This window comes from Kluyvera genomosp. 2 (assembly GCF_036759865.1).
GTDB classification, from domain to species: Bacteria; Pseudomonadota; Gammaproteobacteria; order Enterobacterales; family Enterobacteriaceae; genus Kluyvera; species Kluyvera ascorbata_B.
Window position 1 is genome coordinate 154,368 of the sequence record NZ_JAPKIA010000009.1, and the last position, 24,189, is coordinate 178,556.

Consider the following 24,189-nt stretch of genomic DNA (forward strand, 5'->3'; position numbering starts at 1 on the left):
GCGTTTACGCCGCCATCCGGCAATACAGCGGTGCCTTACGAATGCCAGATGGCGCTACGCTTATCAGCGCCTACAAAACTCACCGCAACCTGCCGCTAATACAGCTTATTTTCCCGCATAAACCCTTCCCCGCCCAGCTGACGCATCTGGCGTAAAATCCACGCCTGACGGCTGCGTACATACCCTGACGGCGCGCTGGCCTTAAAGCGAATGGGGTTTGGCAACACGGCCGCCAGCAGCGCAGCCTCCGCCATCGTCAACTTACTGGCCGGTTTATGGAAAAAGCGCTGCGACGCAGCCTCCACGCCAAAAACGCCGTCGCCAAACTCAGCGATATTCAGGTAGACGGTCAGAATGCGCTTCTTGCTCCACACCGTCTCAATTCCCAGCGTGAGACCCGCCTCCAGCCCTTTACGCAGCCAGCTGCGCCCGTCCCACAGGAACAGGTTCTTTGCCGTCTGCTGCGACAGCGTTGATGCGCCGCGGATGCGGTTTTCGTTGCGCTCATTGTGCGCCAGCGCCTTCTCAATTGCCGTGACGTCAAAGCCCCAGTGATCGGGGAACTTTTGGTCCTCGGCGGCAATCACCGCGAGCCCCATCCACGGCGAAATGTCATCCATGCTGACCCAGTCCGAACGGGCAACATAGCCGAAGTCTCCCGACAGCCATGCCCCCACCTGGCGCTCAATCATCACGGCAGAAAATGGTACCGGCAGAATACTGAACGCGGCAATGCCGCCGCCCCATGCCAGCACCAATAGCAGCAGCAGCCGCAAGACCAGACGTTTTAGCCCAGCTACACTCCTCAAAGCCATCTCGTTCTCGCTAACTCTCTGACGCTGATTAATATTTCTGATTAAGCGTTACGCTTCACACATTTTACTGATTCACGTAACAAACATTTTAAGTTTTGCTATCTTATTGAGCGTGCAATCGTATTTCAGGTTGTGTCAAACAAACAAAATCAAGCCAATCATCTGACGCAGCCACCAGTTCCCTGGTGTTGGCGCAGTATTCGCGCACCCCGGCTAGACCGGGGTCATTTTTTATCAACGTTGGCTACCCACGCTTTCAATACCGCCACATCGTGCTGCCATTCCGACTTCATTTCTTCAACCCATTCGCCTACGTTATCCCACCATGCCGGCAGGTCCGGTGACTGGATCTGTTGCCCTAGTTGCTGAAGGTGACGAAGCCCTACGGAACCGGCAGCCCCCTTAATCTTGTGTCCTTCCTCGACAATGCCTTTTTGGTCACGGGCGGTCAGGTTTGACTCCAGCACCGCCAGGTAGCCCGGCATCATTTTTTCAAACACGGCCAGGCCATCGGTAATCAGCTTCGGCCCTACCAGTTCGATATACTGCTCCAGCATAGGTATATCGAGCAGCTGCTGCGACTTGCCGTTATCACTCTGGCTCACGGTACTCTCCTCTTCGTCTTCAGCGGTATCCCAGAACTTCTTGATCATCGCCGTCAAGGCCGGTACCGAGAGCGGTTTACTCAGCACATCGTCCATGCCAGCATCCAGATATTCTTTCTTATCCTTCAGTACATTGGCCGTCAGTGCCACCAGCGGCGGCAGATCGTCGGCATGATATTTACGCGTCAACTCGCGGGAAATATCCAGACCGGTCATGTCCGGCAGTTGGATATCCAGCAGCACCAGGTCATATTCACCCGGCGTAAACATCTCCAGCGCGGCTTTACCGGTCATGGCGACGTCTACGCTATTCCCCAGTTTTTCCAGCACGGAGCGGGCAACAATCACGTTCAGCTCAATGTCTTCCACCAGCAGCACGTGCAGTGCGGGCAGCGGCATATCGTCTTCTTCCAGCGTATCTTCGACTTCCTCAGCCACCGCCGGCGCATGCACCGTCAGGGTAAAGACAGAGCCGTGGCCCGGCTGGCTGGAGACGTCGATATCCCCGCCCATGCTTTTCGCCAGACGCTTCGACACGGCAAGACCGATCCCGGTACCGGTGGCCGGTTTACCGCCCTGGCTATCTTTCACCTGATAATACATGGCAAAGATTTTATCCTGCTCCTCCTGCGGGATACCGATACCGGAATCCTCCACCTCGAAGTGCAGCATATCGCCCTCGTCATAGCGCACGCGGACCACCACGTTGCCCTGCTGGGTAAACTTCACGGCGTTGCTGATCAGGTTCCACAGAATCTGTCGCAGGCGGGTACCGTCGGTAATCACTTTATGCGGCAGCGGCAACGTTGGCTCCATAATGAAGCGAAGCCCCTTTTGCTGGGCCTGCAAACCGGAAAGGTTTTCGAGATCCGCCAGGAAGCCGGTGAAATCAACCTCCTGGTTATCCAGTTGCACCTTGCGGCGCTCCATCTTATCCATATCAATAATATCGTTGAAGATATTGCCCAGCGTGACCGCCGACACGTGAATGGTTTTCAGGTATTTCTCCTGTTCTGCCGTCAGGTTAGTGTCGAGCAGGATTCGGCTAAGCCCCACGATGCCGTTAAGCGGCGTGCGCAGTTCATGGCTGATGGTGGAGATAAAGGTCGTTTTGTCGCGGCTGGCGCGTTCCAGTGCGTCCTGGTAGCGCTTGCGTTCGGTAATATCGCGACCAAAGCCCATCAGGCCGTGGCGTTTCCCCACGCGGTCGTAGTACGGCACTTTACGGATCTCAAAACACGCTTTGCGTCCGTCCGGGTAATCGAGCCATTGTTCGTAGGTGAGCGAGACATTATGACGGAAGACTTTTTCATCGGTTTCAATGACTTTTGCCGCCGCCTCTGCGCTATACACCTCTTCAGGATGCAGGTGAATCAGCTGCTTTTCACTTTTACCCGTCAGTAGCTCCATCGCCCGGTTACAGCCGGAAAATTCTTTATCTTCATTGCGATAGAAAACCAAATCCGGCGATGCGTCGAGGAACGAACGCAGGAAGGAGGACTGCTGCTCAAGGCGGATCTGCGTCTCTTCGCGCTCCTGTACCTCAATACGCAGCTGTTCAAGGGTAGCCAGACGTTCCGCTTCCGCTTTTTCACGGTCGCTGATCTCCTGGTTAAGCTGGGAAATATTGTCTTTCAGCTGAACGTTGAGCTTAAGGTCGCGTTCGCGCATCTCTTCAAGCTTTTCAACCAGCCGGGACAGACGCTGCCGCGACTCTTCAAGCTGCTCAACCACCACCGACAGAAAATACACTGCCCATGGGGTAATCAGCAGGCCGAAGAAGATGGAGCGAATAACATCGATACTCTCCACCTGGCCATGCAGCACCATGGTGACGGCCATCTGTACCACAATCGCCAGTACCACCAGCGCCAGCGCGAGCAACAGAGAGAAACGTACCAGACCCAGCTTCATCATCAGGTCGACGTAATACTGCGCCAGCATACGGATTTGCTTCATAAGGGATTCCTTAACGACAACGTCGTTCAATCATACCCAATTCTGAGCGCAGCGCGGTAGGTTGTGTAAAAAATGCGAGGATTATCTGTGAAGTCGGTGTTGTAGGCCTGATAAGCGCAGCGCCATCAGGCCTACACGGCGGCGAGGCGTGACGACACTACGGCTGCACCCAAGGCGTGCCCAGCGCCGAGCCCTGCACACCGTGTTCATTCAGGTATTTATCCAGCTCGACCATCCCGGTCCAGCGGTTCTCACACCATAGCGGCGCCAGCAGCGTTGGCCGGCGAGCGCTGGCGGAAATACGGTGATAAATCACCTCCGGCGGCGTATGACGAATCATCTCGCCCGCGGTCACCGTATAGTCGTCCAGCGCAATGCCGTTCAGACGACCGGCCTCCCAGGCCTTCGCCATAATGCTACCGGTGACAATATGCAGCGGATGCAGCTTAATGCCGTCAACGCCCGTCTCAACCACCTGCTGGAGCGTCTCCAGGCATTCGCTCTGCCCTTCCCCGGGCAGGCCGACAATCAGGTGACTGCACACCTTCAGGCCGCGTTCACGTGCCAGACGCGTCGTATTCTGGTAACAGGCAAAGTCGTGGCCGCGGTTAATCCGGTGCAGCGTTTTATCGTGCGCGGTTTGCAGCCCCAGCTCCAGCCACACTTCATAGCCCTGCTCGTGGTACTCACTCAACAGGTCTAGTACCGCCTCCGGCACGCAGTCCGGGCGCGTACCCACGCACAGCCCGACGATATTGGCCTGGCTTACCGCCTGCTGGTACATCGAACGCAGCACCTGCACTTCGGCAAAGGTGCTGGTATAGGCCTGGAAATAGGCCAGATAGCGCTTTGCGCGGTTCACCAGCTGCGCCTGATGAGCAAGCTGCTCGGCAATCGACTTATGCTGCTGCGCTTCATCGGCAAACGAGGCGACATTACAGAACGTACAACCGCCCCGGCCAATGGTGCCATCGCGGTTTGGGCAGCTGAATCCACCATGCAGCGTCAGTTTATGAACCTTTTCGCCGTAACGACGCGTAAGATCCCCACCAAACATATTGACTAATTTTTGTAACTGCATAATCTGATAGACCGGCCTGAAGAAAGGGCCCAAGCCTGCCACTTTTAGTCTCGATCGGCGATGACCTGGATCAATCGCCATGTAGACCCTTTACCTTATTGCATAACAAATCAAAATTACTGCAATTTCATTCAGAAGAAGCGTGATTATTTTTGCTTATGTCAGTACCGTTATTTGCAATAATCCAGCGCCCGTTGAAAAACAGAGCGATCATATACCCCCACTGTCAATACCAGCATTAAATGCTACTTTTAATATCCAAAACAGCACATGAAGATTAAAAGCGCGCTTACAGATAGTGAGACAGATCACACTCATTGCGGCATCCCCATCAGGTCCTTAACCGAGGAAAATGCATTATTTTTTATATTAATCATTATGTTAACTGCTCCATAGCACATTTCTGTATAAATAAGATTGCCATTTGACCTATGTAGCGATTCCCGATAAGTTGGGAATCCGCTGGAAGCTTTCTGGATGAGTAGCCTGCTCATCATATTTATGCAGTAATTGAGATTCCCTCTTAAGCAAGTCCTCAAACTTGTGCGACCTACGCGAAAAGGATAAAAGAGGGCGAATGCGAGGTTAGGCAAAGAGTGCCTCACCCCGTCGCCATGCTCTTGCTGTGCCTTGCGCGCAATCGATTAAGGGGGCGTCCCGTAGAGCCTGGGGAGGTTCACTGATATGTTGTACGATAAATCCCTTGAGAGGGATAACTGTGGTTTCGGCCTGATCGCCCACATAGAAGGCGAACCTAGCCACAAGGTAGTGCGTACCGCGATACACGCACTGGCCCGAATGCAGCACCGAGGCGCAATACTCGCCGACGGTAAAACCGGTGACGGTTGTGGCCTGCTGCTGCAAAAACCTGACCGTTTCTTTCGCATCGTCGCCGAAGAGCGCGGCTGGCGCTTAGCGAAAAACTATGCCGTTGGGATGCTGTTCCTGAATAAGGATCCTGAACTGGCAGCGGCGTCTCGCCGTGTTGTAGAAGAAGAACTACAGCGTGAAACCCTGTCTATCGTCGGCTGGCGCGATGTGCCAACCAATGAAGGCGTACTGGGTGAAATCGCCCTCTCCTCTCTGCCTCGCATTGAACAAATTTTCGTTAACGCCCCTGCGGGCTGGCGTCCGCGCGATATGGAACGCCGTCTGTTTATCGCCCGTCGCCGTATCGAAAAACGCCTCCAGGAAGATAAAGACTTCTACGTTTGTAGCCTGTCGAACCTGGTCAACATCTATAAAGGTCTGTGTATGCCGGCGGATTTGCCGCGCTTCTACCTGGACCTCGCGGACCTGCGTCTGGAGTCGGCCATCTGCCTGTTCCACCAGCGCTTCTCCACCAACACCGTTCCACGCTGGCCGCTGGCTCAGCCGTTCCGCTATCTGGCGCACAACGGCGAGATCAACACCATCACCGGTAACCGCCAGTGGGCACGCGCGCGTACCTATAAGTTCCAGACCCCGCTGATCCCGGATCTGCACGACGCTGCGCCGTTCGTTAACGAAACCGGCTCCGACTCCAGCTCCATGGATAACATGCTTGAGCTGCTGCTGGCAGGCGGGATGGACATCATTCGCGCCATGCGTCTGCTGGTACCACCGGCCTGGCAGAACAACCCGGATATGGACCCGGACCTGCGTTCGTTCTTCGACTTTAACTCCATGCACATGGAGCCGTGGGACGGCCCGGCAGGTATCGTCATGTCTGACGGTCGCTATGCCGCCTGTAACCTCGACCGTAACGGTCTGCGCCCGGCGCGCTACGTCATCACCAAAGACAAGCTCATCACCTGCGCTTCTGAAGTCGGTATCTGGGATTACCAGCCTGACGAAGTGGTTGAAAAAGGCCGCGTAGGCCCAGGCGAGCTGATGGTTATCGACACCCGCAGCGGCCGCATCCTGCACTCTGCTGAAACCGACAACGATCTGAAAAGCCGCCACCCGTACAAAGAGTGGATGGAGAAGAACGTTCGCCGCCTGGTGCCGTTTGAAGATCTGGCCGATGACCGCGTTGGCAGCCGTGAGCTGGACGACGATACGCTTGCCAGCTATCAGAAACAGTTTAACTACAGCGCTGAAGAGCTGGATTCCGTTATCCGCGTGCTCGGCGAAAACGGCCAGGAAGCGGTCGGCTCAATGGGTGACGATACCCCGTTTGCCGTGCTCTCCAGCCAGCCGCGTATTATTTACGACTACTTCCGTCAGCAGTTTGCGCAGGTGACTAACCCGCCAATCGACCCGCTGCGTGAAGCGCACGTGATGTCGCTGGCGACCAGCATCGGCCGTGAAATGAACGTCTTCTGCGAAGCGGAAGGCCAGGCACACCGTCTGAGCTTCAAATCACCGATTCTGCTGTACTCCGATTTCAATCAGCTCACCACGATGAAAGAGGAGCACTACCGCGCCGATACGCTGGATATCACCTTCGACGTGACGGAAACCGATCTCGAAACGACGGTAAAAGCGCTGTGCGATAAAGCCGAAGAGATGGTGCGCAGCGGTACCGTACTGCTGGTGCTGTCCGATCGTAACATCGGCAAAAATCGTCTGCCGGTACCGGCCCCGATGGCGGTAGGCGCTATCCAGACCCGTCTGGTTGATAAGAGCCTGCGCTGCGATGCCAACATCATCGTCGAAACCGCCAGCGCCCGCGACCCGCACCACTTTGCGGTACTGCTCGGCTTCGGCGCAACGGCTATCTACCCGTATCTGGCTTATGAAACCCTGGGACGTCTGATTGATACGCATGCTATCGAGAAAGACTACCGCACGGTGATGCTGAACTACCGTAACGGCATCAATAAAGGCCTGTACAAGATCATGTCCAAAATGGGCATCTCGACCATTGCCTCCTACCGCTGCTCCAAGCTGTTTGAAGCGGTTGGCCTGCACGACGATGTGGTCGCTAACTGCTTCCAGGGCGTGGTCAGCCGCATTGGCGGCGCGTCGTTCGACGACTTCCAGCAGGATCTGCTGAACCTGTCGAAACGTGCCTGGCTGGCGCATAAACCGCTGGATCAGGGCGGGCTGCTCAAATACGTTCACGGCGGCGAATATCACGCTTATAACCCGGACGTGGTGCGCACCCTGCAACAGGCAGTACAGAGCGGTGAGTACAGCGATTACAAAGAATATGCCGAGCTGGTGAACAACCGTCCGGCGGCGACGCTGCGCGACCTGCTGGCGATAACCCCGAACGGGGAAACCGTCAACCTGGCCGACGTTGAACCAGCAAGCGACCTGTTCAAACGTTTCGACACCGCAGCGATGTCTATCGGCGCACTGAGCCCGGAAGCACACGAAGCGCTGGCGGAAGCGATGAACAGCATCGGCGGCAACTCGAACTCCGGCGAAGGCGGCGAAGACCCGGCGCGTTACGGTACCAACAAAGTATCGCGCATTAAGCAGGTGGCTTCCGGTCGCTTTGGCGTGACGCCAGCGTATCTGGTTAACGCCGACGTGATTCAGATTAAAGTTGCCCAGGGCGCGAAGCCAGGCGAAGGTGGTCAGTTGCCGGGTGATAAAGTCACCCCGTACATCGCTAAACTGCGCTATTCCGTACCGGGCGTAACGCTGATTTCTCCGCCACCGCACCACGATATTTACTCTATCGAGGATCTGGCGCAGCTGATTTTCGACCTGAAACAGGTCAACCCGAAGGCGATGATCTCCGTGAAGCTGGTTTCCGAACCGGGCGTCGGCACTATCGCCACGGGCGTAGCGAAAGCTTACGCTGACCTGATTACCATCGCTGGCTATGACGGCGGCACCGGCGCAAGCCCGCTGTCTTCCGTCAAATACGCGGGCTGCCCGTGGGAGCTGGGCCTGGTGGAAACCCAGCAGGCGCTGGTTGCCAACGGCCTGCGTCACAAGATTCGTCTGCAGGTAGACGGCGGCCTGAAAACCGGCGTCGACATCATTAAAGCGGCGATCCTCGGCGCGGAAAGCTTCGGCTTCGGCACCGGTCCAATGGTCGCGCTGGGCTGTAAATACCTGCGTATTTGCCACCTGAACAACTGCGCAACGGGTGTGGCAACTCAGGATGAAAAACTGCGTAAGAACCACTATCACGGCCTGCCGTTCAAAGTGACTAACTACTTTGAATTTATCGCCCGTGAAGTGCGCGAGCTGATGGCCTCGCTGGGCGTAACCCGCCTCGTAGACCTGATTGGCCGCACCGACCTGCTCAAAGAGCTGGATGGCTTCACCGCCAAGCAGCAGAAGCTGGAGCTGTCTCGTCTGCTGGAAACCGCCGAGCCGCATCCTGGCAAAGCGCTGTACTGCACCGAGAACAACCCGCCGTTTGATAACGGCGTGCTGAACGCGCAGCTGCTGCAGCAGGCAAAACCGTTTGTTGATGAGCGCCAGAGCAAAACCTTCTGGTTCGACATCCGCAACACCGATCGTTCCGTGGGCGCATCGCTATCGGGCTACATCGCCCAGACGCATGGTGACCAGGGGCTGGCGGCAGACCCGATTAAGGCGCACTTCAACGGTACCGCGGGCCAGAGCTTCGGCGTGTGGAACGCCGGCGGCGTTGAGCTGTACCTGACCGGCGATGCCAACGACTACGTCGGTAAAGGCATGGCGGGTGGTCTGCTGGCGATCCGTCCTCCGGTGGGTTCTTCCTTCCGCAGCCACGAAGCGAGCATTATCGGCAACACCTGCCTGTACGGCGCAACCGGTGGTCGTCTGTACGCCGCAGGGCGTGCAGGTGAACGTTTCGGCGTACGTAACTCCGGGGCGATTACCGTGGTGGAAGGTATTGGCGACAACGGCTGTGAATACATGACCGGCGGCATCGTCTGCGTGCTGGGCAAAACGGGCGTTAACTTCGGCGCCGGTATGACGGGCGGCTTTGCTTACGTACTGGATGAAGACGGTGATTTCCGTAAACGCGTTAACCCGGAACTGGTGGAAGTGCTGGATGTCGACTCGCTGGCGATTCACGAAGAGCACCTGCGCGGTCTGATTACCGAACACGTGCAGTTAACCGGTTCTTCCCGCGGCGAAGAGATCCTGGCGCACTGGCCGTCTTACTCCGCGAAGTTCGCGCTGGTTAAGCCGAAGTCCAGTGATGTGAAAGCCCTGTTGGGTCACCGTAGTCGTAGCGCAGCTGAGCTGCGTGTGCAGGCGCAGTAAGAGGTCATCATGAGTCAGAACGTTTATCAATTTATCGACCTGCAGCGCGTTGATCCGCCGAAGAAACCGCTGAAGATCCGCAAGATCGAATTTATTGAGATCTACGAGCCGTTTTCCGAAGGCCAGGCCAAAGCACAGGCAGACCGCTGCCTGTCCTGCGGTAACCCGTACTGTGAGTGGAAATGTCCGGTACATAACTACATCCCGAACTGGCTGAAGCTCGCCAACGAAGGACGTATTTTTGAGGCAGCCGAGCTGTCGCACCAGACCAACACCCTGCCGGAAGTCTGCGGGCGCGTTTGCCCGCAGGACCGCCTGTGTGAAGGTTCCTGTACGCTGAACGACGAGTTCGGCGCAGTGACCATCGGCAACATCGAGCGCTATATCAACGATAAAGCGTTTGAGATGGGTTGGCGTCCGGATCTGACCGGCGTGAAGCAAACCGGCAAGAAAGTCGCCATCATCGGTGCGGGCCCGGCGGGCCTGGCATGCGCCGACGTACTGACCCGTAACGGCGTGAAAGCGGTGGTCTTTGACCGTCACCCTGAAATCGGCGGTCTGCTGACCTTCGGTATCCCGGCCTTCAAGCTGGAAAAAGAGGTGATGACCCGCCGCCGTGAAATCTTCACCGGGATGGGCATTGAGTTCAAACTGAATGTCGAAGTGGGCCGCGACGTGCAGCTCGACGATCTGCTGAAAGATTACGACGCCGTCTTCCTCGGCGTGGGCACCTATCAGTCCATGCGCGGCGGCCTGGAGAACGAAGACGCGTCCGGCGTATTCGACGCTCTGCCATTCCTGATTGCCAACACCAAGCAGATTATGGGCTTCGGCGAAACCGCCGAAGAACCGTACGTCAGCATGGAAGGCAAGCGCGTGGTGGTACTGGGCGGCGGTGATACTGCGATGGACTGCGTGCGCACCTCCATTCGTCAGAATGCGGCTCACGTTATCTGTGCTTATCGTCGTGACGAAGAGAACATGCCGGGTTCGAAACGCGAAGTGAAAAACGCGCGTGAAGAAGGCGTGGAATTCCAGTTCAACATCCAGCCGCTGGGCATTGAAGTGAATGCTAATGGCAAAGTGAGCGGCGTGAAGATGGCGCGCACCGAAATGGGACAGCCGGATGCGAAAGGCCGCCGTCGCGCGGAGATCGTCGCCGGTTCCGAGCATGTCATCCCGGCCGATGCCGTCGTGATGGCGTTTGGCTTCCGTCCACACAGCATGGAATGGCTGGCGAAACACAGCGTTGAGCTGGACTCTCAGGGCCGCATCATTGCGCCTGAAGGTCACGAAAATGCCTTCCAGACCAGCAACCCGAAAATCTTCGCCGGGGGTGACATCGTGCGTGGTTCGGATCTGGTGGTGACAGCGATTGCCGAAGGCCGTAAGGCGGCTGACGGGATTATGAACTACCTGGAAGTGTAAGAAGGCTCTTCTCTGGCCCCTGTCCACATTTGCGGACAGGGGCTTTTTTCTTCGTATATCCCCGCCATTCTTTGAAAGCTACTCGCAATTCAGACTGCAAGTCTTTGTAATTATTAGAACGCGGATTGATCACTTCAGCGCCCGGGCGTATTGATAGCGGCAAAATTTCACATTGCGACTATCACTACAGGGATGAAATATGAACACGCCGGCGTCACCTCAAAACGCAGATGATTATCAGCAGATCCATGACGGTATTATCCATCTGGTCGATTGCGCGCGAACTGAAATAGTTCGCAGCGTTAACGCACTCATGACCGCGACATACTGGGAAATTGGCCGACGCATTGTCGAATTTGAGCAAGGCGGTGAAACCAGAGCGGCTTATGGTGAACAGCTCATTGATCGTTTATCGCAGGATTTAAGCCAAAGGTATAAACGCGGTTTTTCTACAAGAATCCTGTGGCAAATACGCACTTTTTACATTTATTTTCAACATATTGAAATTCCGCAGACGGTGTCTGCAGAATCTCAATATCTCATACAACTGGCCAAGTTTTTCCCGCTTCCCTGGTCTGCATACGTACGCCTTCTGTCGGTAAAAAATCCCGATGCGCGCAGCTTTTACGAGAAAGAGACGCTGCGTTGTGGCTGGTCGGTGCGGCAGTTAGACAGGCAAATCGCCACACAATTTTACGAGCGGACACTGCTGTCTCGCGATAAAACGGCCATGCTACAACAGGCTGCGCCCGCCGCCGAGGTTACGCCAGAGCAGGCAATACGCGACCCGTTCATTCTGGAATTTCTGGACCTGAAAGACGAGTATTCAGAGTCCGATCTTGAAGAGGCCCTACTCAACCACCTGATGGACTTTATGCTGGAACTCGGTGATGACTTTGCATTTGTAGGCCGTCAGCGTCGCTTGCGGATTGACGACAGCTGGTTTCGCATCGACCTGCTATTTTTCCACCGGAAATTACGCTGTCTGTTGGTTATCGACCTGAAAGTAGGCAAATTCAGCTATGCCGATGCGGGACAAATGAATATGTACCTGAACTATGCCAAAGAGCACTGGACTATGCCGGGAGAAAATCCGCCCGTGGGGCTCATTCTGTGTGCGGAGAAAGGGGCTGGGGAAGCGCACTACTCACTGAACGGTCTGCCCAATACCGTGATGGCAAGCGAATACAGAGTACAGCTGCCTGATGAAAAGCGGCTGGCAGATGAGCTGATTCGCTCACAAAAGGCATTGGCCGCGCAGGGTAACTTATTATCAAACTGACATAACAAAACAGGCCCCAAAGGGCCTGTTTTTTATTTCACAACGCGCAGCGCCGGTCGCCCGCCGCGAGGCGGCGGTGGCGTGTCGTCCGGCTCGTCGCCGTCATCGCTATCCGGTTTGTTGCCGTCAATGACCGACATCACCGTTTCGCTTCCAGCGTTGTCCACGTTCTCATCATCGTTGAAGCTTTCGGCATCTTCATCGTAAGCTGCTTCGGGTTCAAACATGGTTCCAGCACCGTTTTCGCGAGCATAGATAGCCAGCACGGCCGCCAGCGGGACGGAAACCTGACGCGGTACGCCGCCGAAGCGCGCGTTAAAGCGCACTTCATCATTGGCCAGCTCAAGGTTGCCCACCGCGCGCGGCGCGATGTTCAACACGATCTGCCCGTCACGCGCGTACTCCATCGGCACGTTCACGCCCGGCAGCATAACGTCTACCACCAGGTGCGGCGTCAGCTGGTTATCCAGCAGCCACTCATAGAACGCGCGCAGCAGGTACGGACGACGCGGAGAAAGCTGTGATACTTCCATTCAATTAACCCCGGCCAAGGCGCATTTCGCGCTCGGCTTCCGTTAAGGAGGCGAGGAAAGAGTCACGTTCGAAGACACGGGTCATATAGCCTTTCAGCTCTTTCGCACCCGCGCCGCTCAGCTCGATACCCATTACCGGCAGACGCCACAGCAGCGGAGCCAGGTAGCAATCAACGATGCTGAATTCGTCGCTCAGGAAGAACGGCTTCTGAGTGAAGACCGGCGCAATCGCCAGCAGCTCTTCACGCAGTTGTTTACGCGCGGCGTCTGCCTGCGCGGCGGAACCGGTCATCACGACGTTCATCAGTGAGTACCAGTCTTTCTCAATACGGTGCATATACAGGCGGCTTTCGCCACGTGCAACCGGGTAAACTGGCATCAGCGGCGGGTGCGGGAAACGCTCATCAAGATATTCCATAATGATGCGTGATTCCCACAGCGTTAGCTCACGATCTACGAGTGTCGGAACGCTTTGATTCGGGTTGAGGTCAATCAGATCCTGCGGTGGATTGTCCTTTTCCACGTGCTCTATCTCAAAGCTGACACCTTTCTCAGCCAGCACGATGCGGACCTGATGGCTATAGATGTCAGTAGGACCAGAAAACAGCGTCATTACCGAACGTTTGTTGGCAGCGACAGCCATGAAAACCTCCAGGTATAATCAGAATTTGTACTGCTGCCAGCCACAACGGCGGCCAGCCAGACGATAAGCCTCATCTGCACGCTGGCGACATTCTCGTTCACGTTCTAAACAAAAAATGAACAATCGCGCGCATTTGGGCAGAAAATTGGAAGATAGTCTACCAGATTTTGAACGACTTGTGGTGAGGGGATTCCGGAAAAGCGGAAAAAGAGCCCGGCAGCCCTGCTTTACGGGCATAAAAAAACCCGCCGAAGCGGGTTTTTCGCCAATGATTGTCTGCCGAAGCAGAAACCAATTAACGTTTGGAGAACTGCGGACGACGACGTGCTTTACGCAGGCCGACTTTCTTACGTTCAACCTGACGAGCATCACGAGTAACGAAGCCAGCTTTACGCAGTTCGCCACGCAGGGACTCGTCGTACTCCATCAGAGCGCGGGTGATACCGTGACGGATCGCACCAGCCTGACCAGAGATACCACCACCTTTAACGGTGATGTACAGATCCAGTTTCTCAACCATGTCGACCAGTTCCAGCGGCTGACGAACTACCATGCGGGCAGTTTCACGACCGAAGTACTGTTCCAGAGAACGTTGGTTGATAACGATTTTGCCGTTGCCCGGTTTGATGAACACGCGAGCTGCGGAACTTTTGCGGCGACCAGTGCCGTAGTATTGATTTTCAGCCATTGCCTATAATCCCGATTAGATGTCAAGAACTTGCGGTTGCTGTGCCGCGTGGTTGTGCTCGTTGCCAGCGTAAACTTTCAGTTTACGGAACATAGCACGACCCAGCGGGCCTTTTGGCAGCATGCCTTTAACCGCGATTTCAATCACACGCTCAGGACGGCGAGCAATCATCTCTTCAAAGGTCGCTTGTTTGATACCACCGATGTGGCCGGTGTGATGATAGTACACTTTGTCAGTACGCTTGTTGCCGGTTACAGCAACTTTGTCAGCGTTCAGAACGATGATGTAATCACCGGTATCTACGTGCGGAGTGTATTCCGCTTTATGCTTACCGCGCAGGCGCAGAGCCAGTTCAGTAGCCAGACGGCCCAGAGTTTTACCGGTCGCGTCAACAACATACCAGTCGCGTTTTACGGTTTCTGGTTTAGCTGTAAAAGTTTTCATTAAAAGCTTACCCAAATAAATAAGTTACACGTTGGTGAACACCCAAACGTTTAGTCAGTTGAGGTTCACACGACATTGTCCAGCAAACCTACCCCTTCGAATAGCCTATGCCGGCGCAGAGAAAGTTTCGGGAAAAAAACTCTCTTGTAACGTGGGGTCGCAAGATTATAGAGAAGTCGGGGTCAAAGATCGACCCCTTTATGTGATTTGCTGCGGGTTTTTCAAGGTTTGGAGCGGTGTGGCCCGCTGGCCACATCCTCAGCCCCTCTCCCACGGGGAGAGGGTGGCATTCAGGGCATATGCGCGCGCTTCAGGTACTCTTCGCTCTGCATTTCCTGCAGACGCGACAGGCAGCGCTGGAACTCAAATTTCAGCCGCTCGCCCTGGTAGATGTTGTACAGCTCAACCTCAGCGCTGACCACCAGCTTGACGTGACGCTCGTAAAACTCGTCCACCAGCGCGATAAAGCGCCGAGCCTCGCTCTCCAGCAGCGGCGTCATCACCGGTACGTCGTACAGCATGACGGTGTGGAACAGGCGGGAGAGCGCAATGTAGTCGTGCTGGCTGCGCGCATCAACGCACAGCGTGGTAAACGAGACCGCCAGCGTTTGGTTCTCTACGCCGAGCGTCGGCAGCGGACGGTGGTTAATTTCCAGCGTCGTGTGGTTCTGCTGCGGCGTACCTGCCAGCGCCAGCCACAGTTTATTCATCTGCGCGCGCGTCGCCTCGTTTAACGGCGACAGCCACAGGTGAGCCTGGGTGAGCGTGCGCAGACGATAGTCAATGCCAGCGTCCACGTTCATGATATCGCAGTGCGTTTTGATCGCCTCAATCGCTGGCAGGAAGCGCGCGCGCTGGAGGCCATTACGGTACAGCTCATCCGGCGGAATGTTGGACGTTGCGACCAGCGTAATACCGCGCGCAAACAGCGCTTTCATCAGGCCGCCGAGCAGCATGGCGTCGGTGATATCCGAGACAAAAAATTCGTCGAAGCAGAGCACGTCGGTTTCTGCTTTAAAGCGCTCGGCGACAATTTCCAACGGGTCACTGTGCCCCTGCAACGCCGACAGCTCCTCATGCACCCGCAGCATAAAGCGGTGGAAGTGCAGGCGCTGCTTCCGCTCGCCGGGCAAGCTTTGATAGAACATGTCCATCAGCCAGGTTTTGCCGCGCCCCACGCCGCCCCACATATAAAGGCCACGCACGGCCTGTGGCGCATCGGGTTCTTTTTTGCCCAACAGCTTACCAAAGCGCGCGCGCAGGCCGCCGCCGGGGGCCGCTGCGGGCATTTTGTGCTGGAGTTCCTGGTAAATGGTGTCGAGGCGATTAACCGCCTCACGCTGGACATCGTCGGGTTGATGACTGCCCTCTTCAAGGGCCTGAAGATAGCGCGATGTGGGGGACTGGCTTTGCATGATCTAATTGTTATTCCTTTGAAAACCGGTATGTCTTACTTCACGATTGACTAAAAAAAGTCCGTTCTACACTACGCGATGATGCGTCAGGATTCCACTTCTACAGGATTAGCGGTTATAGTGGCACTATCGGGCGCAGGCACGGAGTTGCCTTATAGCCAATACCCTACGGAACAACAAAACAACGGGAGATGTTCATGACCTGGGAATACGCGCTAATTGGGTTAGTTGTCGGTATCATCATCGGTGCCGTGGCCATGCGTTTTGGTAATCGCAAACTACGCCAGCAGCAGGCGCTGCAATACGAGCTCGAAAAAAACAAAGCCGAGCTGGAAGAGTATCGCGAAGAGCTGGTCAGCCATTTTGCCCGCAGCGCCGAGCTGCTGGATAACATGGCCGATGATTACCGCCAGATTTACCAGCACATGGCGAAAAGCTCCAGCAACCTGCTGCCGGGCATGTCAGCGGAAGCCAACCCGTTCCGCAACCGTCTCGCGGAATCCGAAGCCGGTAACGATCAGGCACCGGTGCAGATGCCGCGCGACTATTCAGAGGGCGCATCCGGCCTGCTGCGCAGCGGTGCCAAACGCGATTAATCTGCATTCCACAAATATTTTACGGGCGCATGACCTGCGCCCGTCCTCTTCTGCTCACGCCGTCTATATTTACTTCAATAACATCAGTCTTTTCGGGAAGTCATATTCTTGCATCCAGGGTCATGAGGGCCAGCATCAATGAATAAATCAACGTTACTGTTAAGTGCATTGGCATTCAGCGTGGGGTTATCCGTTGCCGCACCGTCGCCGGTGTTCGCGTCACTGCCGACGCAGGTTCCGGGCCAGGGCGCACTGCCTAGCCTCGCGCCGATGCTGGAGAAAGTGCTGCCTGCGGTAGTGAGCGTACAGGTAGAAGGCACGGCCCCGGTGAACCAGCAGGTCCCGGATGAGCTGAAAAAATTCTTTGGCGATGACGGCGGCAATGCAACCAACGAGCCGGGCCAGCAGTTTGAAGGGCTTGGCTCTGGCGTGATCATTGATGCGATTAAAGGCTACGTGCTAACCAACAACCACGTCATCAGCGACGCACAGAAAATCAGCGTGCAGCTGAACGATGGCCGCGAGTTTGAAGCGAAGCTTATCGGCAGTGACGATCAAAGCGATATCGCGCTGCTGCAAATTCAAAAAGCCAGCCATCTGACGCAAATCGCCATCGCCGACTCCGACAAACTGCGCGTAGGCGACTTTGCCGTCGCCGTCGGCAACCCGTTCGGCCTGGGGCAGACCGTCACCTCCGGCATTGTTTCCGCGCTGGGCCGCAGCGGCCTGAATCTGGAAGGGCTCGAGAACTTTATTCAGACCGACGCCGCCATTAACCGCGGTAACTCCGGCGGTGCGCTGCTCAATCTCAATGGCGAACTGATCGGCATTAACACCGCCATTCTGGCGCCCGGCGGCGGCAGCATCGGCATCGGGTTTGCCATCCCCAGCAACATGGCACAGACCCTGGCCCAGCAGTTGATCCAGTTCGGCGAGATCAAGCGTGGCCTGCTTGGCATTCGCGGCATGGAGATGAATGCCGACATTGCCAAAGCGTTTAACCTCGACGTACAGCGCGGCGCTTTCGTGAGCGAAGTGCTGCCAGGCTCTGGCTCCGCAAAAGCAGGCATTAAATCCGGCGACGTGATTACCAGCCTCAACGGCAAGCCGCTGAGCAGCTTCGCCGAGCTGCGCTCGCGCATTGCGACAACGGCGCCAGGTTCAAAAGTGAAGCTGGGGCTGTTACGCGACGGTAAACCGCTGGAAGTCGAAGTCACGCTGGATAAAAGCACCTCCGCAACCGCCAGCGCGCAACTGATTATTCCGGCGCTGGAAGGGGCATCGCTGAGCGACGGCCAGGCGAAAAATGGCACCAAAGGGGTGGTTATCTCTAACGTTGAGAAAGGCAGCCCGGCCGCGCAGATTGGCCTGCATAAAGACGACGTTATCATCGGTATTAACCGCCAGACCACGCAGTCTATTGCTGAACTGCGTAAAGTGCTGGAGGCCAAACCGGCGGTTATCGCGCTGAACGTGATGCGCGGCGGCGAAAGTATTTATCTGCTTCTACGGTAATGACCTGAGCCGGTCATCCGTTACCCTGCGTCAGCCAATACTGGCGCAAGCTGTCGCCTTTTGACGCTCCAGGCTCAAGGATGAGCCTTCGACAGCCAGCTCACGGGGCGGATGCAGCGTATACGCTGTATGTCCGCTTAACTCGTGGTATGCTTCGTCCAGTTTCCTTATCAACGATGCCTGTATCATGCTTGTAAAGCTCTTACGTTCGGTTGCAATTGGTTTACTGGTCGGCGGCATATTGATTGTCTCCGTCCCCTCGTTACGTCAATGGAACCCTATTTCCGCTCCGCGCTTTAGCAGCACGGATGAAACGCCCGCCAGCTACAATGCCGCGGTGCGCCGTGCCGCGCCGGCGGTGGTGAACGTCTATAACCGTAGCCTGAACAGCAGCAGTAATAATCAGTTGGAGATCAAAACGCTCGGCTCCGGCGTCATTATGGACGAACGTGGCTACATTATTACCAACAAGCATGTCATCAACGATGCGGATCAGATCATCGTCGCCTTACAAGACGGCCGCGTATTTGAGGCCCTGCTGGTTGGTTCTGATAGCCTGACCGACCTAGCGGTGCTGAAAATCAACGCCACCGGTGGCCTACCGGTCATTCCGATCAACCCGGCGCGTACGCCGCACATCGGCGACGTCGTGCTGGCGATCGGCAACCCGTATAACCTGGGGCAGACCATTACCCAGGGGATTATCAGCGCCACCGGACGTATCGGCCTCAACCCAAGCGGGCGACAGAACTTCTTACAGACCGATGCCTCAATCAACCACGGTAACTCCGGCGGCGCGCTGGTGAACTCGCTGGGCGAGCTGATGGGGATCAACACCCTCTCCTTCGATAAGAGCAACGACGGCGAAACGCCAGAAGGTCTGAGCTTTGCCATTCCGTTCCAGCTGGCAACTAAAATCATGGATAAGCTGATTCGCGACGGACGCGTTATTCGTGGCTTTATCGGCATCAGCGGGCGGGAGATCGCGCCGCTGCATTCGCAGGGCGGCGGTATCGACCAGATTCAGGGCATTGTGGTTAATGAAATTGCGCCAGACGGCCCCGCGGCGCAGGCGGGCATTCAAAATAATGACGTGATTATCTCGGTGAACGGTAAACCGGCGGTGTCTGCGCTGGAGACAATGGACCAGGTGGCAGAGATTCGCCCGGGGTCCGTTATCCCGGTCGTCGTGATGCGTGACGATAAAAAGCTGACGATGCAGGTGACTATCCAGGAATACCCGGCGTCAAACTAAACGCTCACCGAAAAAGCAAAGGGGCCATTGGCCCCTTTGTGACATCTCAGGCTTCACGACTTACTTATTAATAAAGTCTTCACCCAGCTGAATATCTTTTCTCAGCGTCTCCAGCATACCTTCCAGCGCCTGCTGCTCGTAAGCGCTGAGCTTGCCGATAGACTGACGCTCTTCCACCCCGTTTTTACCCAGCAGCAGCGGCTGCGAGAAGAAGCGCGCATATTGACCGTCGCCTTCCACATAGGCGCATTCCACCACGCCCTTCTCGCCCTGCAGCGCACGAACCAGAGACAGACCGAAACGCGCCGCCGCCTGCCCCATAGAGAGCGTTGCCGACCCGCCGCCCGCTTTCGCTTCCACCACTTCAGTGCCCGCGTTCTGGATGCGTTTGGTCAGATCGTTTACTTCCTGATCGGAGAAGCTCACGCCGGAAATTTGCGACAATAAAGGCAGAATGGTGACGCCGGAGTGGCCGCCAATTACCGGAACTTCCACCTCACCGGCGCTTTTATCTTTGAGCTCCGCCACAAAGGTATTGGAGCGGATGATATCCAGCGTGGTCACGCCGAACAGTTTATTCTTATCGTACACGCCCGCTTTTTTTAGCACTTCCGCAGCAATAGCGACGGTGGTGTTGACCGGGTTGGTAATAATACCAATGCAGGCTTTCGGCGCGGTTTTTGCAATTTGCTGCACCAGGTTTTTCACAATCCCGGCGTTAACATTAAACAGATCGGAGCGATCCATACCGGGCTTACGAGCAACCCCGGCAGAAATCAGGACAACATCCGCCCCAACCAGCGCAGGCGTCGCATCTTCGCCGGAGAATCCTTTGATTTTGACATCAGTAGGAATATGGCTGAGATCGACCGCCACGCCCGGTGTGACGGGGGCAATATCATAGAGGGAGAGTTCTGAACCTGAAGGCAGTTGGGTCTTTAGTAGTAGGGCAAGCGCCTGGCCAATACCGCCGGCGGCACCAAGGACTGCGACTTTCATCCTAAACTCCTTATTATGGTTAATGACATTCAGGCAACAACCTGTCGTGGACCGCATAACCAACGCAGGAGCTACCTGTTGTTACTCCGTTGCGGCGACCTTAATTCACAAGGTAAATAATTACAATATAATTGCTTACAGAATGCGGGCTATCCAACAGCATCCGCACTACTCCCAGAAAAAGGCCTTTCTACGAAACCAAACTTTCATCAACTATCGATTACAATATACTCAGCGAATTGGGTAAAACAACAGCAATTTAATAACATTTCATTTACTTTTAACTTATTTGGATCCCGTGATATAGGCATGTTTCTTAGGCCTGAATTTTGCTAAAATCCCGCCTTTCTGTATTTGCCCGGGTCTCCTGGAGCAAATTATTTTGCATAAATATTCGCCTATATGCATAATAATGTTAATTTCACCACCATAATCGGGTGACTTATGCGAAGTTCAACGAAACAAGAAGAATTAGTTAAAGCCTTTAAAGCATTACTGAAGGAAGAAAAATTTAGCTCTCAGGGCGAAATTGTTCAGGCCTTGCAGGAAGAAGGCTTCGATAATATTAACCAATCCAAAGTTTCTCGCATGCTGACCAAGTTTGGCGCCGTGCGTACCCGCAACGCCAAAATGGAAATGGTTTACTGTCTGCCGGCCGAACTGGGCGTGCCGACCACCACCAGCCCGCTGAAGAATCTGGTACTGGATATCGATTACAACGATGCCGTGGTGGTTATCCATACCAGCCCAGGCGCAGCGCAGCTGATTGCTCGTCTGCTGGACTCATTGGGCAAAGCAGAGGGCATTCTCGGCAGCATCGCCGGTGATGACACCATCTTCACGACGCCGGCCCGTGGCTTTACCGTAAAAGACCTCTATGAAGCCATCCAGGTTCTGTTCGAGCAGGAACTGTAAATCCTCCGCCGTTCTCCTCTGGACCACCAGAGGAGCTGCTTTTCCCGCCCTTCTCCACAGGTTCCACTGCCGTTTCGTTAGCATTTAGTGCGATTCTTCGACCTAACGCATAGATTCAGTGAATATATCCTTTACTCACCGCACGAAAAATCAAAAAACGATATCTTTTTGATTTTACGCATTATTTTAACAAGACTTTGCCAGAATTTGGCTTTTTTTATACAAATCTGTTCTAAAAATGACGATTCCTGACGTCTAATTACAGACGAAACAATTAGCGGGGTATTAATATTTCATGTGATTAGTGTATACTTAATTTCGTGATGAGGGTCACAAAACAAAGACCTTCCAAAAAAATTCGACGAGGTGAGTATCATGAAAATCAAATCAACTGTTGCCGCTCTGAGCATCCTTTCCGTTATCTCATTTGGCGCGTTTGCCGCTGATTCTATCAACAGCGATCAGGCGCAAAATCGCCAGCCAATCGGCACCGTTTCTATCGGTTCCGTCGGTTCATCCCCGATGGATATGCACGAAATGCTGAACAAAAAAGCGGAAGAACAAGGTGCGTCATCCTATCGCATCATTGAAGCCCGTACCGGCGCTCACTGGCACGCAACAGCAGAACTGTACAAATAAGACAGCGCGCAGTTAAACGTCGGCAGTTTTAAAAGTTAACGACCCAGCGGTCCAGGAATCTGAAGTATGTCCTCTCACCGCTGAAGAATGAAAAATAAGGTGAGGAGTAAAGAATTATGAAAAGCGCAATGATCATCGCATCTCTTGGTCTGGCATCCGTACTGTCCTTTGGCGCCAGCGCAGCAGTGCATCAGGTAAACGCTGAACAAGCGCAAAACCTGCAATCCATGGGCACCGTATCTGTCTCTCAGGTTGGCAGTGACCCAATGGATATGCGCAGCGCATTAGCCGCTAAAGCAGAAAAAGAAGGTGCCAGCAGCTACCGCGTAATTGAAGCCCGTACCGGCGACCATTGGCACGCTACGGCTGAGCTGTACAAATAAACCCTCGTCGTCTTGTCCGACGACTTGCCCTCGCCCTTATGCGAGGGCTTTTTTTATCCGCGCTGAACGTTAAAGCGCAGCATCCCTTCCAGCTCTTCTTCCGCTTCATCAAACAGCAGAATCAGCGCACCGTAGCGGCGGCGCTGCTTTTCGCTCAGATGGCTAAACTCGATCTCCAGCGGCAGCGGCATGTGTGGCCCCGTGACCACACTCCACAGCGCGTCTAAATCGCGAATAGACTCACGATCGAGGGCAAAGAGTCGGGCGAACTCTCGATAAAAATCGCCCTGATCCTCTATCTCGTCAAAATCAAAAGTATAGATTTTCATCTCACGCCCCCTTCCCAGCCAACAAGCTTAAAGTCCCCCGATGTGCAGCGTTTTCACCTCAAGGTACTCTTCCAGACCCAGCACCGAACCTTCACGTCCCAATCCGGACTCTTTCACACCGCCGAACGGCCCCAGTTCGGTGGATACCGCACATTCGTTAATGCCAATCATCCCGCTCTCCAGCGCCTGCGCGACGCGGAAGACGCGTGGCAGGTTCTGGGTATAGAAGTAGGCGGCCAGGCCATAAGGGGTATTATTCGCCCGCTGAATGACCTCTTCTTCATCCTGAAAACGGAAACAGGCCGCCAGCGGTCCAAAGGTTTCTTCCTGTGCCAGCAGCATGTGTTCGTTGCAGTCTCCGAGCACCGTCGGCTGCCAGAAATTCCCTCCCAGCGCATGCGACTGCCCGCCGACCAGCACCTGTGCGCCTTTCGCAACGGCATCTTCCACGTGTTCACGTACCTTCCTGACCGCCGCAGGCTCGATGAGTGGGCCAACCACCACGCCATCATCCAGGCCATTGCCCACCTTCAGCGCCTTCACGGCGTCAGCAAGCTGGCGGGTGAAGCGGTCATAGACGCTGTCATGAATATAAAAACGGTTCACGCTGACGCACACCTGCCCGGCGTTACGGAACTTATTCGCTACCGCCCCCTGAACGGCTGCGTCGATATCGGCATCCTCAAACACGATATAAGGCGCGTTGCCGCCCAGTTCCATCGATACCTTCTTCATCGTTTCCGCCGCGTTGCGGACCAACGTTTTCCCAACCGACGTCGAGCCGGTGAACGAGATTTTGCGTACCTCGTGGCTGGCCATAATCGCGTCGCTGATTTCCTGCGTATTACCCGCAACGGCGTTCAGTACGCCATCGGGAATACCGGCCTTTTTCGCCAGCGTCAGCAGTGCAAATGCACAAAGCGGTGTGTTATTCGCCGGCTTTATCACGCCAGTACAGCCCGCGGCCAGCGCGGGTCCTAGCTTACGCGTGAGCATCGCCATCGGGAAATTCCACGGTGTAATCGCCGCGACGACGCCAATTGGCTCCCGCGTAGCCAGAATTCGCGAACCGGGTTTTGCCGGAGGAATGATTTCACCGTTCGCCCGTTTTCCCTGTTCGGCAAACCACTGAATGAAGCTTGCCGCATAGTCCACTTCGCCTTCCGCCTCTTTCAGCGGCTTCCCCTGTTCAATGGTCATGAGCTGCGCCAACCAGCTTTTATGCTCAACGATCAGCTGATACCAGCGGTAAAGCAACTCTGAACGCGCTTTCGCCGTTTTGGCCCGCCAGAGCGGGAACGCGTTTGCCGCTGCTGCAATCGCCTGCTCGGTTTCTGTTTTCCCAGCCTTCGCCACCTTTGCCACCACATCGCCCGTTGCCGGGTTCAGCACATCAAAGGTCGCATCAAGACGGCGCCATTCACCGTTGACCAGGTAACCGGTTTGAAAAAGCTCGTTGTCCTGTAGCGCTTGCGTGGTCATTACACCCTCCTGAAAAGTGTTTCCAGTTAAGTATAGAC

Annotated in this window: 20 protein-coding genes; 9 read left to right on the forward strand and 11 right to left on the reverse strand. The window is 55.2% G+C overall.

Going from position 1 to position 24,189, the window contains the following annotated elements; genetic code table 11:
• Positions 1 to 95: 95 nt before the first annotated feature.
• From mtgA to V6942_RS11865, 3 genes are all read right to left on the reverse strand, one after another.
• Positions 96 to 815, reverse strand: coding sequence for a monofunctional biosynthetic peptidoglycan transglycosylase (gene mtgA / locus V6942_RS11855; protein ID WP_182934587.1), 720 nt, complete (start codon positions 813 to 815; stop codon positions 96 to 98).
• Between the two features lie 224 nt (positions 816 to 1,039).
• Positions 1,040 to 3,379 carry an aerobic respiration two-component sensor histidine kinase ArcB gene (gene arcB, locus V6942_RS11860; protein WP_106927286.1) on the reverse strand — a complete coding sequence of 780 codons (2,340 nt, stop codon included), beginning with the start codon at positions 3,377 to 3,379 and terminating at the stop codon, positions 1,040 to 1,042.
• Positions 3,380 to 3,536: 157 nt separating this feature from the next.
• On the reverse strand, positions 3,537 to 4,460 hold the full coding sequence (locus V6942_RS11865) for a TIGR01212 family radical SAM protein (RefSeq protein ID WP_182929947.1): 924 nt from the start codon (positions 4,458 to 4,460) through the stop codon (positions 3,537 to 3,539).
• 684 nt (positions 4,461 to 5,144) lie between these two features.
• Here V6942_RS11865 and gltB point away from each other — a divergent pair.
• The 3 genes from gltB (at position 5,145) to V6942_RS11880 (ending at position 12,315) form a co-directional block, all read left to right on the forward strand.
• Entirely contained in the window at positions 5,145 to 9,605 is a 4,461-nt protein-coding gene (gene gltB, locus V6942_RS11870) for a glutamate synthase large subunit (protein ID WP_333501278.1), read from the forward strand.
• A 9-nt stretch (positions 9,606 to 9,614) separates the two neighbouring features.
• Positions 9,615 to 11,033 (forward strand): glutamate synthase small subunit, encoded by a 1,419-nt coding sequence (locus V6942_RS11875; protein WP_106927291.1) that lies wholly within the window; start codon positions 9,615 to 9,617, stop codon positions 11,031 to 11,033.
• Positions 11,034 to 11,232: 199 nt separating this feature from the next.
• A complete protein-coding gene (locus V6942_RS11880) occupies positions 11,233 to 12,315 on the forward strand; it encodes a PDDEXK nuclease domain-containing protein (protein WP_333501279.1) in 1,083 nt (360 codons plus the stop codon).
• 32 nt (positions 12,316 to 12,347) lie between these two features.
• Here the strand turns inward: V6942_RS11880 and sspB are convergent, their stop codons facing one another.
• The 5 genes from sspB to zapE form a co-directional block, all read right to left on the reverse strand.
• Positions 12,348 to 12,848 carry a ClpXP protease specificity-enhancing factor gene (gene sspB / locus V6942_RS11885; RefSeq protein ID WP_106927295.1) on the reverse strand — a complete coding sequence of 167 codons (501 nt, stop codon included), beginning with the start codon at positions 12,846 to 12,848 and terminating at the stop codon, positions 12,348 to 12,350.
• Positions 12,849 to 12,852: 4 nt separating this feature from the next.
• Complete coding sequence (sspA, locus tag V6942_RS11890; protein WP_106927297.1) at positions 12,853 to 13,491, reverse strand: stringent starvation protein SspA; 639 nt, start codon at positions 13,489 to 13,491, stop codon at positions 12,853 to 12,855.
• A 295-nt stretch (positions 13,492 to 13,786) separates the two neighbouring features.
• Complete coding sequence (rpsI, locus tag V6942_RS11895; RefSeq protein ID WP_000829815.1) at positions 13,787 to 14,179, reverse strand: 30S ribosomal protein S9; 393 nt, start codon at positions 14,177 to 14,179, stop codon at positions 13,787 to 13,789.
• Between the two features lie 15 nt (positions 14,180 to 14,194).
• Positions 14,195 to 14,623, reverse strand: coding sequence for a 50S ribosomal protein L13 (gene rplM, locus V6942_RS11900; RefSeq protein WP_000847556.1), 429 nt, complete (start codon positions 14,621 to 14,623; stop codon positions 14,195 to 14,197).
• A 290-nt stretch (positions 14,624 to 14,913) separates the two neighbouring features.
• Complete coding sequence (gene zapE, locus V6942_RS11905) at positions 14,914 to 16,038, reverse strand: cell division protein ZapE (protein WP_106927299.1); 1,125 nt, start codon at positions 16,036 to 16,038, stop codon at positions 14,914 to 14,916.
• Between the two features lie 197 nt (positions 16,039 to 16,235).
• Here zapE and zapG point away from each other — a divergent pair, with 197 nt between their 5' ends.
• The 3 genes from zapG (at position 16,236) to degS (ending at position 19,404) form a co-directional block, all read left to right on the forward strand.
• The gene (gene zapG, locus V6942_RS11910; protein ID WP_106927360.1) at positions 16,236 to 16,634 is read left to right on the forward strand and encodes a Z-ring associated protein ZapG; all 399 of its coding nucleotides are present in this window, start codon (positions 16,236 to 16,238) and stop codon (positions 16,632 to 16,634) included.
• 138 nt (positions 16,635 to 16,772) lie between these two features.
• Complete coding sequence (gene degQ / locus V6942_RS11915) at positions 16,773 to 18,149, forward strand: serine endoprotease DegQ (protein WP_106927301.1); 1,377 nt, start codon at positions 16,773 to 16,775, stop codon at positions 18,147 to 18,149.
• Between the two features lie 187 nt (positions 18,150 to 18,336).
• Positions 18,337 to 19,404 carry an outer membrane-stress sensor serine endopeptidase DegS gene (degS, locus tag V6942_RS11920; RefSeq protein WP_182929944.1) on the forward strand — a complete coding sequence of 356 codons (1,068 nt, stop codon included), beginning with the start codon at positions 18,337 to 18,339 and terminating at the stop codon, positions 19,402 to 19,404.
• Positions 19,405 to 19,464: 60 nt separating this feature from the next.
• Here the strand turns inward: degS and mdh are convergent, their stop codons facing one another.
• Complete coding sequence (mdh, locus tag V6942_RS11925; RefSeq protein ID WP_106927305.1) at positions 19,465 to 20,403, reverse strand: malate dehydrogenase; 939 nt, start codon at positions 20,401 to 20,403, stop codon at positions 19,465 to 19,467.
• Positions 20,404 to 20,847: 444 nt separating this feature from the next.
• Between mdh and argR the strand changes: the two genes are divergently transcribed.
• From argR to yhcN-B, 3 genes are all read left to right on the forward strand, one after another.
• A complete protein-coding gene (argR, locus tag V6942_RS11930; protein WP_035891195.1) occupies positions 20,848 to 21,318 on the forward strand; it encodes a transcriptional regulator ArgR in 471 nt (156 codons plus the stop codon).
• 375 nt (positions 21,319 to 21,693) lie between these two features.
• A complete protein-coding gene (gene yhcN / locus V6942_RS11935) occupies positions 21,694 to 21,957 on the forward strand; it encodes a peroxide/acid stress response protein YhcN (protein WP_106927309.1) in 264 nt (87 codons plus the stop codon).
• A 116-nt stretch (positions 21,958 to 22,073) separates the two neighbouring features.
• The gene (yhcN-B, locus tag V6942_RS11940; protein WP_106927311.1) at positions 22,074 to 22,340 is read left to right on the forward strand and encodes a DUF1471 family stress response protein YhcN-B; all 267 of its coding nucleotides are present in this window, start codon (positions 22,074 to 22,076) and stop codon (positions 22,338 to 22,340) included.
• 53 nt (positions 22,341 to 22,393) lie between these two features.
• On the opposite strand, the gene V6942_RS11945 is transcribed toward yhcN-B, so the two are convergent.
• Both V6942_RS11945 and V6942_RS11950 read right to left on the reverse strand, forming a co-directional pair.
• Positions 22,394 to 22,669 carry a barstar family protein gene (locus tag V6942_RS11945; RefSeq protein WP_106927313.1) on the reverse strand — a complete coding sequence of 92 codons (276 nt, stop codon included), beginning with the start codon at positions 22,667 to 22,669 and terminating at the stop codon, positions 22,394 to 22,396.
• A gap of 27 nt (positions 22,670 to 22,696) precedes the next feature.
• Positions 22,697 to 24,151 carry an NAD-dependent succinate-semialdehyde dehydrogenase gene (locus tag V6942_RS11950; protein WP_106927315.1) on the reverse strand — a complete coding sequence of 485 codons (1,455 nt, stop codon included), beginning with the start codon at positions 24,149 to 24,151 and terminating at the stop codon, positions 22,697 to 22,699.
• Positions 24,152 to 24,189: the final 38 nt, after the last annotated feature.

Excerpts from the sequence above, each read along its gene's own strand:
- mtgA (WP_182934587.1), bottom strand. The coding sequence starts at position 815 with ATGGCTTTGAGGAGTGTAGCTGGGCTAAAACGTCTGGTCTTGCGGCTG.
- arcB (WP_106927286.1), bottom strand. The coding sequence starts at position 3,379 with ATGAAGCAAATCCGTATGCTGGCGCAGTATTACGTCGACCTGATGATG.
- V6942_RS11865 (WP_182929947.1), bottom strand. The coding sequence starts at position 4,460 with ATGCAGTTACAAAAATTAGTCAATATGTTTGGTGGGGATCTTACGCGT.
- gltB (WP_333501278.1), top strand. The coding sequence starts at position 5,145 with ATGTTGTACGATAAATCCCTTGAGAGGGATAACTGTGGTTTCGGCCTG.
- V6942_RS11875 (WP_106927291.1), top strand. The coding sequence starts at position 9,615 with ATGAGTCAGAACGTTTATCAATTTATCGACCTGCAGCGCGTTGATCCG.
- V6942_RS11880 (WP_333501279.1), top strand. The coding sequence starts at position 11,233 with ATGAACACGCCGGCGTCACCTCAAAACGCAGATGATTATCAGCAGATC.
- sspB (WP_106927295.1), bottom strand. The coding sequence starts at position 12,848 with ATGGAAGTATCACAGCTTTCTCCGCGTCGTCCGTACCTGCTGCGCGCG.
- sspA (WP_106927297.1), bottom strand. The coding sequence starts at position 13,491 with ATGGCTGTCGCTGCCAACAAACGTTCGGTAATGACGCTGTTTTCTGGT.
- rpsI (WP_000829815.1), bottom strand. The coding sequence starts at position 14,179 with ATGGCTGAAAATCAATACTACGGCACTGGTCGCCGCAAAAGTTCCGCA.
- rplM (WP_000847556.1), bottom strand. The coding sequence starts at position 14,623 with ATGAAAACTTTTACAGCTAAACCAGAAACCGTAAAACGCGACTGGTAT.
- zapE (WP_106927299.1), bottom strand. The coding sequence starts at position 16,038 with ATGCAAAGCCAGTCCCCCACATCGCGCTATCTTCAGGCCCTTGAAGAG.
- zapG (WP_106927360.1), top strand. The coding sequence starts at position 16,236 with ATGACCTGGGAATACGCGCTAATTGGGTTAGTTGTCGGTATCATCATC.
- degQ (WP_106927301.1), top strand. The coding sequence starts at position 16,773 with ATGAATAAATCAACGTTACTGTTAAGTGCATTGGCATTCAGCGTGGGG.
- degS (WP_182929944.1), top strand. The coding sequence starts at position 18,337 with ATGCTTGTAAAGCTCTTACGTTCGGTTGCAATTGGTTTACTGGTCGGC.
- mdh (WP_106927305.1), bottom strand. The coding sequence starts at position 20,403 with ATGAAAGTCGCAGTCCTTGGTGCCGCCGGCGGTATTGGCCAGGCGCTT.
- argR (WP_035891195.1), top strand. The coding sequence starts at position 20,848 with ATGCGAAGTTCAACGAAACAAGAAGAATTAGTTAAAGCCTTTAAAGCA.
- yhcN (WP_106927309.1), top strand. The coding sequence starts at position 21,694 with ATGAAAATCAAATCAACTGTTGCCGCTCTGAGCATCCTTTCCGTTATC.
- yhcN-B (WP_106927311.1), top strand. The coding sequence starts at position 22,074 with ATGAAAAGCGCAATGATCATCGCATCTCTTGGTCTGGCATCCGTACTG.
- V6942_RS11945 (WP_106927313.1), bottom strand. The coding sequence starts at position 22,669 with ATGAAAATCTATACTTTTGATTTTGACGAGATAGAGGATCAGGGCGAT.
- V6942_RS11950 (WP_106927315.1), bottom strand. The coding sequence starts at position 24,151 with ATGACCACGCAAGCGCTACAGGACAACGAGCTTTTTCAAACCGGTTAC.